Source organism: Alteromonas marina, assembly GCF_000808575.1.
GTDB lineage: Bacteria > Pseudomonadota > Gammaproteobacteria > Enterobacterales > Alteromonadaceae > Alteromonas > Alteromonas marina_A.
Genome location: NZ_JWLW01000012.1, coordinates 269686 through 288311 on the forward strand (window position 1 = coordinate 269686; position 18626 = coordinate 288311).

The 18626-nt window shown below is 44.6% G+C and carries 17 protein-coding genes; 9 read left to right on the forward strand and 8 right to left on the reverse strand.

Annotation, left to right across the window (positions count from 1 at the left end):
• Position 1: 1 nt before the first annotated feature.
• From RJ41_RS06795 to ampD, 7 genes are all read right to left on the reverse strand, one after another.
• Positions 2-247, reverse strand: a complete 246-nt coding sequence (locus tag RJ41_RS06795) for a hypothetical protein (RefSeq protein WP_240485751.1) — start codon at positions 245-247, stop codon at positions 2-4.
• A 73-nt stretch (positions 248-320) separates the two neighbouring features.
• Entirely contained in the window at positions 321-1742 is a 1422-nt protein-coding gene (gene lpdA, locus RJ41_RS06800; RefSeq protein ID WP_039218578.1) for a dihydrolipoyl dehydrogenase, read from the reverse strand.
• 132 nt (positions 1743-1874) lie between these two features.
• Positions 1875-3899, reverse strand: a complete 2025-nt coding sequence (gene aceF / locus RJ41_RS06805) for a pyruvate dehydrogenase complex dihydrolipoyllysine-residue acetyltransferase (protein ID WP_039218580.1) — start codon at positions 3897-3899, stop codon at positions 1875-1877.
• A 21-nt stretch (positions 3900-3920) separates the two neighbouring features.
• Positions 3921-6596: a pyruvate dehydrogenase (acetyl-transferring), homodimeric type gene (gene aceE, locus RJ41_RS06810; RefSeq protein WP_039218582.1), complete on the reverse strand. Its 2676-nt coding sequence runs from the start codon at positions 6594-6596 to the stop codon at positions 3921-3923.
• A gap of 211 nt (positions 6597-6807) precedes the next feature.
• Entirely contained in the window at positions 6808-7554 is a 747-nt protein-coding gene (gene pdhR / locus RJ41_RS06815) for a pyruvate dehydrogenase complex transcriptional repressor PdhR (protein ID WP_014950397.1), read from the reverse strand.
• 365 nt (positions 7555-7919) lie between these two features.
• Complete coding sequence (gene ampE, locus RJ41_RS06820; protein ID WP_039218586.1) at positions 7920-8822, reverse strand: beta-lactamase regulator AmpE; 903 nt, start codon at positions 8820-8822, stop codon at positions 7920-7922.
• 47 nt (positions 8823-8869) lie between these two features.
• Entirely contained in the window at positions 8870-9403 is a 534-nt protein-coding gene (gene ampD, locus RJ41_RS06825; RefSeq protein ID WP_039218589.1) for a 1,6-anhydro-N-acetylmuramyl-L-alanine amidase AmpD, read from the reverse strand.
• 183 nt (positions 9404-9586) lie between these two features.
• Between ampD and RJ41_RS06830 the strand changes: the two genes are divergently transcribed.
• From RJ41_RS06830 to RJ41_RS06870, 9 genes are all read left to right on the forward strand, one after another.
• Entirely contained in the window at positions 9587-10105 is a 519-nt protein-coding gene (locus tag RJ41_RS06830; protein ID WP_014950400.1) for a retropepsin-like aspartic protease family protein, read from the forward strand.
• Positions 10106-10137: 32 nt separating this feature from the next.
• Positions 10138-10992: a carboxylating nicotinate-nucleotide diphosphorylase gene (gene nadC / locus RJ41_RS06835; protein ID WP_039218593.1), complete on the forward strand. Its 855-nt coding sequence runs from the start codon at positions 10138-10140 to the stop codon at positions 10990-10992.
• A gap of 402 nt (positions 10993-11394) precedes the next feature.
• On the forward strand, positions 11395-11826 hold the full coding sequence (locus tag RJ41_RS06840) for a pilin (RefSeq protein ID WP_039218595.1): 432 nt from the start codon (positions 11395-11397) through the stop codon (positions 11824-11826).
• A gap of 77 nt (positions 11827-11903) precedes the next feature.
• A complete protein-coding gene (locus tag RJ41_RS06845) occupies positions 11904-13112 on the forward strand; it encodes a type II secretion system F family protein (protein WP_039218597.1) in 1209 nt (402 codons plus the stop codon).
• A gap of 137 nt (positions 13113-13249) precedes the next feature.
• The gene (locus RJ41_RS06850; RefSeq protein ID WP_039218600.1) at positions 13250-14167 is read left to right on the forward strand and encodes a prepilin peptidase; all 918 of its coding nucleotides are present in this window, start codon (positions 13250-13252) and stop codon (positions 14165-14167) included.
• 18 nt (positions 14168-14185) lie between these two features.
• On the forward strand, positions 14186-14803 hold the full coding sequence (gene coaE, locus RJ41_RS06855; protein ID WP_039218602.1) for a dephospho-CoA kinase: 618 nt from the start codon (positions 14186-14188) through the stop codon (positions 14801-14803).
• 326 nt (positions 14804-15129) lie between these two features.
• Positions 15130-15882, forward strand: a complete 753-nt coding sequence (gene zapD / locus RJ41_RS06860) for a cell division protein ZapD (RefSeq protein WP_039218605.1) — start codon at positions 15130-15132, stop codon at positions 15880-15882.
• An 87-nt stretch (positions 15883-15969) separates the two neighbouring features.
• A complete protein-coding gene (yacG, locus tag RJ41_RS06865) occupies positions 15970-16197 on the forward strand; it encodes a DNA gyrase inhibitor YacG (RefSeq protein WP_014950407.1) in 228 nt (75 codons plus the stop codon).
• A gap of 40 nt (positions 16198-16237) precedes the next feature.
• Positions 16238-17110 (forward strand): aspartoacylase, encoded by an 873-nt coding sequence (locus RJ41_RS06870; protein WP_039218611.1) that lies wholly within the window; start codon positions 16238-16240, stop codon positions 17108-17110.
• A gap of 218 nt (positions 17111-17328) precedes the next feature.
• On the opposite strand, the gene RJ41_RS06875 is transcribed toward RJ41_RS06870, so the two are convergent.
• Positions 17329-18618 (reverse strand): methyl-accepting chemotaxis protein, encoded by a 1290-nt coding sequence (locus tag RJ41_RS06875; protein ID WP_039218614.1) that lies wholly within the window; start codon positions 18616-18618, stop codon positions 17329-17331.
• Between the last annotated feature and the right edge of the window lie 8 nt (positions 18619-18626).

Here is an 18626-nt window from a genome sequence, read left to right on the forward strand (position 1 = left end):
ATTACTCTTTATCTAAAGAGCAACCAAGTGCGGCTAGCCATGCAAGCGCATCATTTTCAGAATCGCTAAAATAGCATTCTAGCTTGGCGGCCGCATATATGCGTTCAAACTGACTTTTAACTAGAGCAGGTATATCCGCTTTTTTGGTAACAAAAGCACAAGCTTGCATACCGTATTGCTTTCTAAGACGCACAGATTCAATTAACGCTTGTTCCGCATCTGGCGTTAAAATTCCGACGCCCTGCACAAAAATTAAAAAGTGTAGTACAAAAAAACCCGCTTATAAGCGGGTTTTTAACGTAATTTTAAAAGAAGCTAACTTACTTCTTTTTCTTCGCTTTTGGGTTTGGCAGGTCAGTAATACTTCCTTCGAAGATTTCAGACGCAAGACCAATTGACTCGTTAAGCGTTGGGTGAGCGTGGATAGTTAATGCTACGTCTTCAGCGTCAGCACCCATCTCAATAGCTAGGCCAATTTCGCCAAGCATTTCGCCGGCGTTTGTACCAACCATTGCACCACCGATAACACGGCCCGTGTCTTTATCGAAGATCATCTTGGTCATACCGTTAGTAGCATCAGATGCAATTGCACGGCCTGAAGCTGCCCACGGGAAGGTTGCAGTTTCGTAGCTTACGCCCTGCTCTTTCGCTTCTTTTTCAGTTAGACCAACCCAAGCAACTTCTGGCTCAGTGTACGCTACTGAAGGAATAGCACGTGGGTCGAAGTAGTGCTTCTGCCCAGCAATAACTTCTGCTGCAACGTGACCTTCGTGAACCGCTTTGTGAGCAAGCATTGGCTGACCTACAAGGTCACCGATTGCGAAGATGTGGTCAACGTTAGTACGCATTTGCTTATCAACGTTGATGAAGCCACGCTCGTCAACGTTTACGCCAGCAGCTTCAGCGCCTACTAGCTTGCCATTTGGCTTACGACCAACAGCAACAAGTACTTTGTCGTAGCGCACTGGCTCAGCAGGTGCATTCTTACCTTCAAATGTTACGTACAAGCCGTCGTCTTTTGCTTCAACCGCAGTCACTTTGGTTTCAAGCATAATGTTAAACTTGTCTTTGTAGTCTTTCATGAACACTTTCATGATGTCTTTATCAGCTGCAGGAATTAGCTGGTCTAAGAATTCAACTACATCGATTTTCGAGCCAAGCGCTTCGTATACTGTACCCATTTCTAGACCGATGATACCACCGCCCAGTACTAGCATTTTCTCTGGAATATCTTTCATTTCCAGTGCGCCAGTTGAGTCGATTACACGATCATCTTCTGGAATGAACGGTAGGCTTACTGGCTCAGAACCCGCAGCAATAATTGCTTTTTCGAAAGTAATAGTAGTAACGTCGTCACCATTTTTTACTTCTAGGGTGTTTGCGCCTGTGAATTTACCGAAGCCTTGTACATGCTTGGTTTTACGCATTTTAGACATACCGCTAAGACCGTTTGTTAATTGCTTAACAACGCCGTCTTTGTATTCGCGGATTTTATCTAAATCGATGGTAGGCTCGCCAAACGATACACCGTGGCTAGCAAGGTGCTTCGCTTCTTTCATCACTTTAGCAACGTGAAGAAGGGCTTTTGAAGGGATACAGCCAACGTTAAGACAAACACCACCAAGCGTGTCGCGTGAGTCTACGATAACTGTTTCAATACCTAAGTCAGCCGCACGGAATGCTGCTGAATAACCGCCAGGGCCGCCGCCCAGTACCACCAATTGCGTTTTAATTTCGCTCATTGTGAACCTCAATCCTGTTCTTGTAGGGTCATGCTATTACTTTTGTGTAATAGCATAACCTAAATGCCACCAAATGGGCTTATAAAATCGTCGAAAATGTTACTGATATTGTAAACTTTTTCGACCTTTTATTTAAAGTATGATTCTGCGTAAGTCAGTTAGGTTTGCAGCAACCTCAGTAGAGAATCTTGCCCCTACCGCACCATCGATTACTCGGTGGTCGTACGACAAGCTTAGCGGCACCATTAAGCGTGGCTCAAACTCTTTACCATTCCACTTAGGCTTCATCTCAGACTTAGACACACCTAATATGGCGACTTCTGGTGCATTTACAATAGGCGTAAACGCCGTGCCACCAATACCACCTAAACTAGAGATGGTGAACGTTCCACCCTGCATGTCAGCCGCTTTTAGCTTGCCTTCACGGGCTTTCTTAGATGTTTCGATAAGCTCTTGAGACAGCTGCTCAATACCTTTCTTATTCACGTCACGAATAACAGGTACAACAAGGCCTCCCGGTGTTTCAACCGCAATACCAATGTTGATAAATTTCTTAATGATTAAGCTCTCGCCATCGTCAGACAGTGATGAGTTAAATACTTCGTATTTCTCAAGGGCTTTCGCTACCGCTTTCATGACGAATACGAGTGGCGTGATCTTAAGACCAGACTTAATTTTCGCGTGATAAGCGTTTTGCTCTTTACGGAATTCTTCAACTTCAGTGATATCTGCTTCGTCGAACTGCGTAACGTGCGGGATAGTCGCCCAGTTACGGTGTAAGAACGGACCAGAAATTTTCTGAATACGAGATAACGGCTGCTCTTCAATTTCACCAAACTTGCTGTGATCAACAGGTTTGACTGGCACGATTTGCAGTACGTTGTCGCCTACTGGTGCGCTGCCAGAAGCGGCTGCCGTGCGAGGTTTCGCAAGCTCAGCTTTCACGTAAGCTTGAACGTCTTCTTTCAAGATACGGTTTTTAGGGCCAGAGCCGCTAACTTGAGTCAGGTCTACACCGAACTCGCGAGCAATACGGCGAACCGAAGGTGAAGCATGTGCTTTACCTATATTCTTAGCTTCTGGCGCTGGCGGCACAGGAGAACGGCCTTGAGAGGCTTCTTGCTGTGACGCTTGTTTAGGTGCTTCTTGCTTAGGCGCTTCAGCAGGCTTTTCTGCTTTAGTTGCAGATGCTGCCTGTTCAGATGAGCCACCGCTAGTTTCTAGCTTAACAACTAATGTGCCTTGCTTAACTTTATCGCCTGTTTTGATAAAGACTTCTTTAATGGTACCTGCGTGCGTTGAAGGTACATCCATGGTGGCTTTATCAGTTTCTAGCGTAATTAGGCCGTCTTCTTTTTCAACGGTATCGCCTACCGATACAAGTACATCGATAACGTCAACTTCACCGTCTTCACCAATGTCTGGTACAGCAACTTCAATGGTTTCGCTACCTGCAGACGCCGCTGGCGCTGGTTCTTGCTTTTCACTCTCTTGTGCAGCCGGAGCAGATGCCTCTGAAGACTCACTTGAGGCCGATTCACTTGAAGATGAGCCTGAGCCCGCTACTTCAAGCTTAATAACAACTGTGCCTTCTTTCACTTTATCGCCAGTGCTGATGAATACTTCCTTCACCGTACCTGCGTGCGTTGAAGGAACGTCCATGGTTGCTTTGTCGGTTTCAAGGGTAATTAGCCCATCTTCTTTTTCAATGGTGTCGCCCACTGAAACCAATACGTCAATTACGTCTACTTCGTCGTCAGAGCCAATATCTGGAACTGCAACTTCAATCACTTCGCTGCTGCCAGACGCAGCGGGTGCTGCCTCTGACTTGCTTTCTGCTTTAGGTGCTTCTTCTTGCTTAGGCGCTTCTTCTTGTGAAGCGTTGTCTGAAGATGATTCTTCAGCAGCGCTATCGCCACCTGCAACTTTCATTTCACCAATCACATCGCCTTCTTTGATTTTATCGCCTACTGATACAGACAGGCTTACAATCTCACCTTCAAACGGTGCTGGGATGTCCATTGACGCCTTGTCACTTTCAACAGTAACAACGCCTTCATCAGCCTCAATGTTGTCGCCTACGGCAACACATAGCTCGATAACTTCAACTTCGTCACCGCCTACGTCGGGTACGATAATCTTTTGAATATCTGACATATGTAAAATACCTTATCTGGCTTACGCGTAAAGTGGGTTAAGTTTTTCAGCGTTAATATCAAAACGCTTAATGGCTTCTGCTACCACTTTCTTCTCAACGTCGCCGCGCTGAGCTAATTCGTATAGTGATGCCACCACAATGTATGACGCATTAACTTCAAAGTGAGTACGCAAGTTTTCACGGCTGTCGCTTCGACCGAAACCGTCTGTACCTAGACAACGGTATTCAGTGTCGATAAACGCACGTACTTGGTCTGAGTAGTTCTTCACATAGTCAGTGGCAGAAATCGCAGGACCTGCGTCTTTCGTAATTACCTGACCAATGTAAGGTACTTTTTGCTCAGCTTCTGGATTTAGCATGTTCCAACGCGCAACGTCTTGACCTTCACGGGCTAGCTCGTTGAACGAGGTCACTGAGTAAACGTCAGAAGAAACGTTGTAGTCTTCACATAGTATCTGAGCTGCTTTACGCACTTCGTTCAAGATAGTACCTGAACCCATTAGCTGTACGTTAAGCTTAGACTTGTCGTTTTCAACACGCTCAAGCTTGTAAATGCCTTTAATGATTTGCTCAGCAACATCATCACCTTCTGGCATTGCAGGGTGCTGATAGTTCTCGTTCATTAGTGTTAGGTAATAGAAGATATTTTCATTGTTACCGTACATGCGACGCAGACCGTCTTGAACGATAACTGCTACTTCGTAACCATACGTTGGGTCGTAAGTAATACAGTTAGGAATTAGGTTCGCCTGAACGTGTGAATGACCGTCTTGGTGCTGTAGACCTTCACCGTTAAGCGTAGTTCTACCTGCTGTTGCGCCTAAAAGGAAACCACGAGCTTGGCTATCACCCGCTGCCCATGCAAGGTCACCAACACGTTGGAAACCAAACATTGAGTAGTAAATGTAGAACGGAATAGTGGTAGCGTTACACGTTGAGTAAGACGTACCCGACGCTACCCACGATGCCATTGCACCTAGCTCGTTAATACCTTCTTGTAATACCTGACCTTTCTTATCTTCGCGATAGTAAGCGACTTGGTCGGCATCTTGCGGTACGTATTTCTGGCCTTCATTGGCGTAAATACCTACCTGACGGAACAAGCCTTCCATACCGAATGTACGGGCTTCATCAGGAATAATTGGCACAATACGCTTACCAATTTTCTTATCTTTCAATAGCGCGTTTAGTACACGTACAAACGTCATAGTTGACGATACTTGACGGTCACCTGAACCTTTTAAGATAGCGTCGAATGCACTTAGCTCAGGAATTTCAAGCTGTTCTTCAGCCTGTTCACGGCGAGAAGGTAAATAACCGCCTAGCGCTTCACGACGTGCACGAAGGTACTTCATTTCTTCGCTGTCTTCGTCGAACTTGAAGTATGGCAGGTCAGCAATTTTCTCGTCTGCTACAGGAATATTGAAACGGTCACGGAACGCCTTAATTGATTCAACGTCCATTTTCTTAACGTTGTGCGCTACGTTTTGCGCTTCGCCTGAAGCACCAAGACCGAAACCTTTAACCGTTTTAGCAAGAATTACCGTTGGACGACCTTTTGTATCAATGGCTTTTTGGTAAGCCGCGAATACTTTTACTGGGTCGTGACCACCACGGTTCAAGCGCCAGATGTCGTCGTCAGACATGTTCGCTACAAGTGCCGCTGTTTCAGGATACTTGTTGAAGAAGTTTTCACGGGTGTACTTGCCGCCTTTGGCTTTACAGTTCTGGTATTCGCCGTCTACCGTTTCACCCATAAGCTGAATTAGCTTGCCAGATTTATCACGAGCTAATAGCTCATCCCAGTAGCTACCCCAAATCACTTTCACTACTTCCCAGCCAGCGCCGCGGAACGTACCTTCAAGTTCTTGGATAATTTTGCCGTTACCACGTACAGGTCCGTCTAGACGCTGAAGGTTACAGTTGATAACAAACGTTAGGTTGTCTAGGCCTTCACGAGAAGCAAGACCAATTGCACCCAAGCTCTCTGGCTCATCACACTCACCGTCACCCATGTAGCAGTAAACGCGCTGACCTGAACAGTCTTTGATACCACGGTTAGTTAGGTATTTAAGGAAGCGCGCTGTGTAGATAGCTTGAAGTGGACCAAGGCCCATAGATACGGTTGGGAACTGCCAGTAGTCTTTCATCAAGTGAGGGTGTGGGTAAGACGACAGACCATCGCCAGCACACTCTTGACGGAAGTTGTTTAATTGTTCTTCAGTTAAGTTGCCTTCCATATATGAGCGCGCATAAATACCTGGAGAAATATGGCCCTGTGCGAAAATAAAGTCGCCGCCTTGACTCTCGTTAGGCGCTTTGAAGAAATGGTTAAAGCCAACATCGTAAAGCATAGCCGATGATGCGAAGCTACCAATGTGGCCACCAAGCTCTAGGTCTTTTTTAGATGCACGCAATACAATCATCAATGCGTTCCAACGAATTGCCGCACGGATGCGCGCTTCGATGGTCAAGTCGCCAGGCATTTTTGGCTCTTGCGCTGCTGGGATAGTATTGATGTAGGCAGTAGTTGCGTCATACGGTAGATGCGCTCCGCTGCGACGAGCTTTATCAATAAGTTTTTCGAGTAAATAGTGGGCGCGTTCTACGCCTTCCTCTTCTAAAACCGACTCAAGCGCATCAATCCACTCTTTAGTTTCTTGAGGATCTACATCTTGGTGCATCATATCAGACATGGTGCCATCCTATTTTTTGCTTATATAGAAAATCCTCCCTTAGCATTGCCTCTACTCTTAAAGGCGCTAAAAGAAGGAAAACTAAATTACGTTGTACTCACAGTGACCCAATCTGGCTCACCTGCTTTTGCAGTGGCACAGGAAAAACCTGACCGGCCTCTGCGAATGAATAGCTATCTAGCCCTTATCTTATAAAAAGTCAGACTAGTAACTAAATCTCTAATCGTCGCAATGCGCGCTGTACGCGGGTATCGCGTTGATTAATGGTTAATAGCGTTTTTTCAATAAACGCCAAATGCGTATTACATGCCTGACGCGCAGCTTCAGGGTCGCGAGAAGCAATGGCTTCTACAATTTCACGACGCTGCTTAGCAATGTCTTCCACCGCTTCAGGGTGCGCTGCCAGCATGTCAAAGTTTCGTTCAATATTGTCCACCAGCATGCTTTGCATGGTGCTCATTACGTGCAACAACACCATATTGTGTGATGCTCTTGCCATAATGATATAAAACTGTCCTAGCGCCTCAGCTTGGGCACGCTTGCTTTCGTGTGCTTTAGGCGTAGGTACGTCGTTCAATGCTTGCTTCAATGCGTTGTAATCTTCAGGTTGACCACGAAGTGCCGCGTAGTACGCCGCCATCCCTTCAAGCGCATGACGAAATTCAAGCAAATCAAATTGAGTTTCAGGACGCTGGCTAACTAAGTCCATTAGGGGGTCTGTCATGGCTGAGTTAAGGTTGCGGTTAACAAACGTACCGCCGCCTTGCTTACGTTCTACCAACCCACGTGCCTGTAAATTACCAATGGCTTCCCTAAGCGAAGGTCGCGATACATCAAATTCAAGCGCAAGCTCTCTCTCTGGCGGTAATTTCTGACCAGCCAATAACGTACCGTCGAGTATCATTGACTCGAGTTGCTCGGTAATCACATCAGAGAGTTTTTTTCGCTGCTGCCGCATGCGCGCTACGTATCCTTTTATTTGAACCGTGCTCTATAACAATAGCGACGTTATAAGAGCGGTGAATGTAAAAAATAATCGTGGGATATTTAATCACAAACACAATTGGTAATACCATTTTACCTATCTAGTTTAAGGCAGATCGATTTCGAGGTAAATACTCACAAGCATAGCAAAGCATTTACCTTTTGCTGGGTGTTAAGCTTTATTGTTGAATTTGTTAAGAAAAATCAGTAACCGCAAACTGGTCTGATGAGGAAGGGAGAATGCAGTAATAGGGGCAAAGCGCCTGATCTACATACAATTAATTAATAGACCAAACACCTTGCTAAGCCAAGTAGGCTAGTAAATGTTAACAATAATGACTATGCAAGACTGCCTACAAGCGTGAGCGCTGATGTTATTACAAGAAGAAAAATAACATTACGTTTTGCTAACTTTACAAGCACCTTCGGTTCTATTGCTGCATTTTCAGCCTGCAACTGCTGTTCATGAGGCGTTAGAATCTCAGCTTTCGAAGAAATTTGTGTAAGCACATCGTACGCAGGTACATCGAACTGAAGTGCATACTTAATCCACTCAGGCAACGCTCGTGAGAAATGTCCCATCATCAACATGCCAAAAGCGGTAACGCGAACAGGAACATAATCGAGCGCAAACATCAATCTTCCCGCAGCGGCTTTTGAAGGGTGATTTGCATCACACAATGCCTCGGTTGTGCTTCGGCTCAAGCTATAAAACAGCGCGCCAGGTGCGCCAAAAGCAATAAACCACAGCATCACAGCGGCATAGTGTTGATAGTTAAGCCAGGTAAGGTGCTGGCCAAAAGTTTTGCCTTCTGTACCCGCACTTCCGTCACTGTCTGATTGACTTGCACAATGCCCTAATTGGTCGGTGTACATACTGCACGCCTGAAGGTCACCTCGGTCAGCAGCATTTAGAAAGCTCTTGTAGACGGCTCGCAATGCGGGGCAGCCAATACAAATGAACAATATTATGCTTTGCTCTATAAACGTAAGAAATGCGCCAAGTACCCAGTATTCAATTGCTCCCAGCACTACTGCGGGAAGTAAAAGATAGAAATAAAATGCTGTGGATGAGACCTTTTTACCCTCCTCCTCACCTTCATTTTCTTCTTGAAACTTAATCAACCCTTTATCTTGAAGAAAAGCACGATATTGAGCGGCATACTTTTCAATATGCCAATTAGGTGTTTTTATTATCAACCGCTCAAGGCTGAGAACTAATAGCAAGCTCATTAACATCATAGATATTGTGTTTCCCTTTTCCAGCGACCTAGATTGACCAGAAAACTTCAATCCAGCATGCGCGTTCTGTATCTCGCCCAATCAAAAGCTGCACCAGGGTCAGTTTTTCGCCCTGGTGCAATATCATTATGGCCTACGATACGCCCTAAAGTGATCCGAGGATAGTATCTCGTAATAAAACTAGTGAGTTCGCCAAGGGCTTGGTACTGTGCATCGGTGTAAGGCAACGTATCAGTGCCTTCGAGTTCAATGCCTATAGCATAGTCGTTACAGCGGCTGCGGCCTTGAAATGAAGACAGGCCCGCGTGCCATGCCCGCTGATCAAAAGGCACAAACTGCTCTACTTCACCGGTTCGATAAATTACACAATGAGCGGAGACCCGTAACCCGGCAATTTCTTTATAAAAGGGATGTTCATCAGGATTGAGGGTTCCGGTAAACAATTGGCGAATGCCCGGCGTACCAAACTGTGAAGGAGGTAGTGAAATATTGTGTATCACTAACAGGCTAACGTCTGTGCTGTCAGGACGAGCATCATAATGCGGACTTGCTGTGTACTTTGCTTCGTTGTAAAGCACCATAGTATTTGCTTCGATAATTGATTTTCTGGGTAATAGCCTACATTGTATATGGATATAAGTGTATAGGGCTATACATTGCATTCTAACAAGCTAATCAGCACGTTAGTCCTTTGCTTAAGAGATTACGCCGAGTATTTAGCGATACGAAAAGCGGTGCACCACTATTATAAGAAAGGTAGAAGCATGAATGAACAACAAGACCCGACAGCGTCAACGGGTAAATGGATGGTTGCGCTTGCTTGGATTTGCGGTTTTGGTCTACTGGTTTTTGTTTTCTCAGATCTTTTAGAAAAACAAATTAACCCAAATAGCGAACCAACATCAGAGCGTATTGGTTCACAAACCGAAGTCCGACTTAAGCAAAATCGCCAAGGTCACTATGTGACAACAGGTTATATTAATGGTGAGGAAGTCGTATTTCTTGTTGATACGGGTGCCACTGACGTGGCCGTTCCCGCTCATTTGGCTAACAAGCTTCAACTCAAAGCGGGTCGAGAAGGGTTAGCCAGCACAGCTAACGGCGTTGTAAGAGTCGCCGAGTCGACCATTGAAACCTTGCGCATTGGTGAAATTGTGGTGCGCGATGTAAAAGCAAACTTAAACCCCGGTATGCAAGATGACCATATATTGCTGGGAATGAGTGTTCTTCGCCAATTAGAGTTTACTCAGCGCGGAGAATGGTTAATATTGCGTACCCTTTAAATACACAGATAGCATAGATCATAGCGATGAAGATGACATCACCAGACATGCAAGCGATTCGAGAGCAAGTATCAAACGCGCTTATTGAAGATCTTGGCGGCGAATTAAATGCTGCAAACGATATTACCGCGAACCTGATAGATGAAAGCGTTAATGCAAAAGCCACTATTATTACGAGAGAGCCTTGCGTGGTTTGTGGAATCGCATGGGCAAACCAAGCGTTTGCACTCATCGACGAGTCGGTGTCGCTAACCTGGCATGTAGAAGATGGCGACAAGGTTGATGCCAACACCGTACTGGTTAGTTTGGAAGGCTCTGCTCGCGCTATATTAACTGCTGAGCGTACAGCCCTTAACTTCCTACAAACCCTGTCAGCAACCGCCACTGTTACTGCCTTTTACGCTAAGTTTTTAGATGGCTCCAACACCAAAATTCTCGATACCCGCAAAACCTTGCCAGGTTTGCGGCACGCACAGAAATACGCGGTGCGTTGTGGTGGTGGTCAAAACCATCGTGTGGGTTTGTTCGATGCATTCTTAATTAAGGAAAACCACATATTTTCTTGTGGCAGCATCGAAAAAGCCGTAAGCCGAGCGAAAACAATGATGCCGGGCAAGCCTGTTGAAGTAGAGGTAGAGAACTTAAACGAGCTTGAACAAGCCCTTAGTGCAGGTGCCGACATTGTCATGCTGGATAATTTTTCTAACGAACAGATCCAACAGGCAGTAGCCCTCAACAAAGGTCAATGTAAACTGGAAGTATCAGGAAACATTACTGATGAACGACTGGCGTCACTTGCACAATTAGGCGTTGATTACATCTCATCTGGCGCGCTGACTAAACATGTTCAGGCGATTGATTTGTCGCTGCGTATTAACTTGTCATAACAAAATGAGTACAAAAACAAGTACTCATACGCTAATTGAGTGTCAATGTCTTAGTTAATCGTGAGCACAGAAAACGTGAGTTGTAGTATAACCATAGATACGACAACTCGCGCATATCCTCAGTTATTTCACCTTATGTTTCTTTGTGTATAGATAGACATACATAGCTAAGTCATTAAGATTTATACGAAAGTTTAAGTTAACAGGCCTGCCATGGCCTAGCGAACCATGGCATACTGCAAAAGCTAGACATACGTATATTTGCCTATACTTGTCAGTGACAAATAAAATTCTATACTGAGTATCAAGTACCAGGGGCGTTAACAAGGACGACTCGGGTATAAACGTCAATTTGAATTAGATTTTAAACTTTACGTGTTATACACGTCCCGGAGAAAAACCATGATGAACATGAATACTAAAAACCAAAAAGGTTTCACCCTAATCGAACTAATGATTGTTGTTGCAATCATCGGTATCCTTGCTGCAATCGCATTGCCTGCTTACCAAAACTACACGCAGAAAGCGAAGTTTACTGAAGTGACCAATGCTACGGCTGCTGCGAAGACTGCAGTTGAGATTTGTGCGCAGACTGTTGACGCGACTTTAGCTGAGTGTGACGGCGGTAAGAATGGTATTCCTACCGATATCGATAGCTCAACAGATTCATCTTTAGTTGGTTTAACAACATTGAACGGAAAAATTACAGCTACAGCTTCTACAGACTCTGGTGTTAAAGATGGAAATGCTGCAGCAACATACGAACTAGCTCCGACAGTTAACGGTGGTAAAGTGACTTGGTCAGCTACTTGTAAGCCAGCAACACTTTGCTAAATCAGTAAATTGCGGTAAAAGCCCAGCTTAGCCTGGGCTTTTGTGCTTATGTAGAAGACTTGAGGCGGAATTAAAGTATGGCAAAGGCTGCTACAGTATTTACTTGGCAAGGGAAAGACCGACACGGCCAAGCTCGTAAGGGCGAAATCTCTGCAACCTCTTTATCTGAGGCTAAGAACCTTCTTCGTCGCCAAGGTATCTCTGCGAACAAAGTTAAAAAGCTTGCTAAGCCACTTTTCGGTGGTGGCCAAAAAATAACCCCGGCAGACATTTCTGTCATATCGCGTCAAATCGCCACCATGCTTGCCGCGGGTGTTACACTTATCCAATCGTTAGAAATGATTGCACAAGGTCACTCAAAGCAATCCATGCGGAAACTTTTAGCCGAAATTACCGATGAGGTTAAATCAGGTAACCCGCTCTCATCGGCGCTTAGAAAACACTCCCTATATTTTGACGATTTATATTGCGACTTGGTTTACACCGGTGAGCAGTCGGGTGCACTTGAAACCATTTACGACAGAATTGCGACTTATAAAGAAAAGGCCGAAGCACTAAAATCAAAAATCAAAAAAGCAATGTTCTATCCTATTGCGGTTTTGGTTGTTGCTTTTATTGTTACGACTATCCTCCTTATTTTCGTTGTGCCTCAGTTCGAGGAGATTTTTAGTAGCTTTGGGGCTGAACTCCCCGCCTTCACCCAGTTCGTACTGGCTATTTCCCGTTTCGTGCAAGACTACGGCATTTTTATCGCTATAGGTATTGGCGGTGCAGGCTTTATGTTTATGCGTACCTATAAGCGGAGCCAAAAGCTGCGTGATACAGTAGACCGCAACATTTTAAAAATTCCCGTTATTGGCGAAATACTTAAAAAAGCCAGTATTGCCCGCTTTACCCGTACCCTTGCAACCACCTTTGCAGCAGGTGTTCCGCTTATCGGCGCGCTAGAATCTGCGGCGGGAGCCTCCGGTAACGCGGTCTACCGAGAAGCCATTTTATATATACGAAAAGAAGTGGCGGGCGGTATGCCTATGCATGTAGCCATGCGTGCGACTCAAGTGTTCCCTGACATGGTAACCCAAATGATTGCCATTGGTGAGGAGTCGGGCGCTGTTGATGAAATGCTGAGTAAAATTGCCACTATTTACGAAGCAGAAGTTGATGACATGGTAGACGGGTTAACCAGCTTGCTTGAACCTATGATCATGGCCGTATTGGGTGTGGTTATCGGTGGCCTAATTGTGGCTATGTACCTGCCTATATTCCAAATGGGTAACGTGGTATAACTTGTCATAATTCTAGCTTTAGGGTTACTAACTAAAAAAATGGTTAGCAATTTGGGCGACGCTTTTAGTGGCGCGCATTAACAAGGTTTAAAACCCAACTTTTCCAACCACTAATAAAACTAAAAGACCTGCACTTCATGGACGCCATAATAACACTTAGTCAGCTCTACCCTGCTGTATTTTATTCTCTTGTTTTCTTTGTAAGCTTAATGGTGGGCAGCTTCCTAAACGTAGTGATTTACCGCCTGCCTATTATGATGGAGCGCAGTTGGCAACATGAGTATGAAAGCTATTTTAATGATGGCGCAAGTGGCGGTGAAAATGACGGCGCCACTATCTCTACTGATAACAATCCAACCGCACCCGTCGAAACATTCAACCTTGTAAAGCCAGACAGTACATGCCCTAGCTGCGGCCACAAAATTCGCGCATGGGAAAATATTCCTGTAATTAGCTACCTGTTTCTTAAGGGTAAATGCGCTAATTGCAAAGTTGGAATATCAGTGCGTTATCCGCTTGTTGAGCTGTTTACGGCCATAGCCTGTACCTTCGCCGCGTATCAGTTTGGCGTTACGTCTCAAGCACTGTGGGCCGTAGTTTTCACCTATGTACTTGTTGCGCTGCTGTTTATCGACTTAGATAAAATGCTGCTCCCCGACCAGTTAACACTGCCTCTGCTGTGGCTAGGCTTACTGCTAAGTACACAAGACATATTTGTTGGCACGACAGATGCCATTGTCGGTGCAGCGGCCGGCTATTTAAGTTTATGGTCTGTTTACTGGCTATTTAAGTTAGTAACAGGCAAGGAAGGCATGGGCTATGGCGATTTTAAACTGCTCGCCGCGCTTGGCGCATTTACTGGATGGCAAGGGCTACCTGTCATTATTTTGTTGTCTTCATTTGTGGGTGCTATTGCAGGCATACTTATTATGGTTATTCAAAATAAGGGCAAGTCGTTAGCTATTCCTTTTGGGCCCTATTTGGCAGTGGCGGGTTGGCTGACGCTGCTTTACAAAAAAGAAATCATTACTGCCTATCTTAATGCAGTGCTCTAACTAAAAGGCGTAACGATTATGGATAAACAACAGACGTTCGTAGTGGGCCTTACAGGCGGTATAGGCAGTGGTAAATCGGCTGCTACGGCCATTTTTGAAAAACACGGTATTGATATTGTTGATGCTGACGAAGTCGCACGGGATGTGGTTAAGGTAGGTTCAGAAGGCTTACAGCAAATAGCCGCGCATTTTGGTGAAACAATTTTGCTTGAAGATGGAAGCCTTAATCGAGCAGCTCTTCGCGAAAAGGTATTTGCCGCCGAAGAAGAAAAAATTTGGTTGAACAGCCTGCTGCACCCGCTTATTCGCTCTCGTATGCAGCAGCTTATTAGTGAGTCTACCTCATCCTATTGCATCTTGTCTGTGCCCTTACTTGTTGAAAATAAACTGACCGAAATGTGTAACCATGTGGTGGTGGTGGATTGCCCAGAAGCAATGCAGCTTGAACGAGCGTTAAAACGGGACGGCAGCACAGAGCAAACCATAAAAAGTATCATGGCTTCACAGGCTTCACGTAAAGAACGTATTGATGCGGCAAATGACGTACTGGATAACAGCACAACGCTAGACGCGCTTGCCAGTCAAGTGTCAACGCTACACCAGAAACTGCTAAGCCTTGCTTCAACACAATCATAGACGGTTTGCAGAATAGCAAACCGCTTCTACCTCTACTTCTCATATCTACCGTTACTGTCTGTCTTTTCTACTTCACTCTTCTGTGTCCCTTCTGTGTCCCTTTGGGTCCTTACCTTCCTTTTCTTAGACTCTCTTTTCTTATAACAAGGTGCTTTCAGTAAACAGAGCTACTTTTTGAAACTTTTTTGACCAATTAGCGTCAAACTAAGCATTTGTCGAACAAGTAGACTTGGCTTAAATGCCTTGATGCTTTAGGCTTGCTGTTATTCGCCGCATTACAACTTCGTAGTGCAGTTTCTCTAAGTCTATGTGTTTTAAGAGGTTCCATGGGTAGCGCTGTATTCGAGTTTCCACTAAAGGAAAAAGTACGTAACTATTTACGTGTTGAGCAGCTGCTTGGGCAACTTAAAATTACGGCTAAATCAGAACATACTCATCTTCAGCTGGTTTTCTTTGAACAACTTTTTGAACTACTCGATCTCATTGAAAGACTGGATCTTCGTTCAGATTTAACCAAAGACCTCGAAGCCCACGAAAAGAATCTCGTGTACTGGTCAAAACATCCTAAAATAGACAGTACGGCGCTAGAGCAAGCGCTAAAAACGGTGCTTACCCTAAAGCAAAAGCTAAAAACAGACCGCCGCTTTGGTAGCACGCTAAAAGAGGACAAACTTTTAAGCGCCATAAGACAACGGTTTGCCATACCCGGCGGCGCATGCAGCTTTGACCTTCCTAATTTGCACTTTTGGTTACAACAGCCGCTTGAACAGCGTCAATCTGAAATTGAACAGTGGTTAGAGACTTTAGGGCTTCTTGACGATGCAATTGCGGTTAGCCTGTCGTTTATCCGCGAGCGAGGTCAGTTTGTAAATGTGGTGGCCGAGAACGGCTTTTACCAAGGCGCAGCGGAAGATAAAAACGAACTGATACGCATAAATTGTAGTGTAGATGATGGCTACTACCCAACCTTAAGTGGCAACAAATATCGTTACGCACTGCGCTTTATGTTGTTTTCCCCACAAGAAGGCCAAAATAGCGCAGTAGAAAACGATATTCAGTTTCGTTTAGCAGCCTGTTAAACTTCAATTCTATTCATTATTTCTCGTCTTAGGTACAGTTAACTTTCCTAATTGGTGCCGTTAAGACGTATTTCACTGGAGTCTATTATGGAAGTGAAATGCCCGATTTGTGCCAAACAGGTTGTTTGGGCACCTACTAGCGAGTATCGCCCTTTTTGCAGCAAGAAATGTCAGCTTATCGATTTAGGTGAATGGGCTGCAGAAGACAGAAAAATTGCCGGCAAGCCTGCAGAGGACGCCACGCCAAAACATATAGATGTAGAAGAAATCGAGGCTATGTTGGCACAGCAGTCTGATGACTTTTTTAAACACTAAATTTGTAGTCGCATTTTCATAATAGTAAAAAGGAATAGTAATGTTTAACTCTATCGCGCTTGTTGGTGGCACTCATGGCAATGAAACTAGTGGTATTCAGCTTATTCGAAACTGGCAGCAATTTGGGCTACCTTCGCGATTTAATGAGCTAAATATTTCGTTGAACATTGCCAATGAAGCGGCCCTTAATGCGAACGTGCGCTTTGTAGAAGAAGACTTGAACAGGCAGTTTACTTTTGATCGTTTAGCCAGTAATAACCTGGCCAAAGAGGCAGTACTTGCCAAAACGTTGAATGAAAAATTTGGCCCAAAGGGCAACTCAAATACCGATTTTGTTATTGATATTCACAATACCACCAGCGAAATGGGCGCTACGCTAATTATTTTAGAAGCGGATGAGTTTCACATTCAGCTAGCACGGTTCGTTAAGCAACAAATGCCTGAGGCAAATATTTTGGTGGAAGATGAAAAGCCTTATCTTGAGCATGGTTATTTGTGTACCACAGGTAAGAGAGGCGTAATGATTGAAGTGGGTGGTCAGCCACAGGGAGTGTTAAGAGAAGATGTTTACCTTTTAACGCAAACCATGGCCGAGGCCATTTTAGATTTTTGTGTTGCTTATAATAATCAAGAGATAAAAACAGGCGCATTGCCAGCGTGTGAAGCGTTTCGCTTGGGTGAAAACGTCGGCTTTCCTTTAAATAGAGATGGCGCACGTACCGCAATGATTCACCACTCATTGCAAGACAATGATTTTAAGCCGTTGCTACCAGGTTCTCCCATGTTTAGAACCTTTGATGGAAAAGATATCCCGTGGGATGGGGAAAAGGAAACCTACCCGCATTTTATAAATGAAGCGGCGTACTTTAAGCTGGACGTTGCGTTTGCTACGTCTGAGCGTATTACCCTTTAGGCAATACAAGTTGGTTTCCTGCAACTTTCAAACGTTAATGCCGAAACCAACTGACGATAACACAAAAACGCTCAACCGCTTAAAGCGTTTAATAGTAAATGCCGGTCAGAAACCAAGCGGCATTTTTGTTGCAGGTAGGCTCTCTCGCAGGCCTGCCTGAGTTTCACGGCCCGCTCACTTAAAGTAATGAACATAGGCAGCGCCTGAGTCAGAGTATGTTAAAAAAGCTCTATCTTGGGCTCTCGCGCCTCTTCAAACTCATTTCTTTCTTCCGGCGATGATTCATTAATATCGAAATGAATTTTACGCTGGTCTTCCATTACATACTTTTCAAACATTTCTTTGGTGCTCAAGTTAAACGACTCATCAAAATGCTCTCTATTATTAATGTATGACGAAAACTGCCCAAATAAACTTACAATAGCGTCTTGCTCTAATTTCACATGTTCGGTGCGCTGGCGAATAATATCTTGGAACTGAATTTTCGCGATAGCTCCGCTTACTTTAAATGCGACCTCTGTTGCACTTTGCGAGAAGCATGCCAGCATCTCGGGGTTAAGTTCTTCTAGTACACGATAGTGTTTCGTTATGTTTTCTAACGACTCAGAAAACCCAGTTAACAATTCACACGTGTCGTTCGCACGTGTTGAATTCAGCATTTTTTCACCTTGAACATGCGCAGCGTCCAGCGCTGATTTAATGCCCGACTCTATTTTTTCAGCCGCTTCTGAAGACTGTGACGATAAAATACGTACCTGTTCAGCTACTACAGCAAACCCACGACCGTATTCGCCAGCACGCGCTGCTTCAATTGCCGCATTGAGCGCTAACAAGTTAGTTTGGGACGCAATATTTTTCACCAGTTCGGTAAGCTCTTTAAGATTCTCAACCTCACGCATTACCCCTTGAATGGCTTCAGTATCTGAAATTTGTTGCGCTCGCTGCGTGCTGATCATTTCTTTTATATTGGAGAGGCGTTGAGCTGCAATTTCAAATTCATCAGCACTTTTTTCTTTGCAGCTTATGGCGTTTTTCTGACCTAATTCAACATTATCTATACTGTCTTGAATGCTGCTTTCAATTTCATACAGCGCTTTCATAAGCTCCATTGAAGCGTCTTCGGTAATAGCGCTTATGCCGTCCATTTGCCCTTTGAGGATGGCTACGTATTCACTGACTTGAGTATGTGTTTCGTTGAGCTGCTCAGACGTTTCCTGTAAATAACTCTCCTGTTTACTCAGGCTAACGTTGAATACGTTTGTTTGCCTATGCGAATACCACGTAATAAAACTCAAGAAACCCAGAATTGTGGCAACAGTACCTGCTTGCCCATTTAATAGTTGTGGCGATACGTTCAGGGAAACTACCATTCCCAATGTAGACACACTAATCAAACCGCTCCAAAGTAAAAGTGATTCCTGAACGTTTTTCATCTTATCCTTAAGCACTTTAAACTTCTCAGCGAGTATCAACTCATAATACTGCTTTGCTTTTTCAAGTACTTTCATGTTTTTAC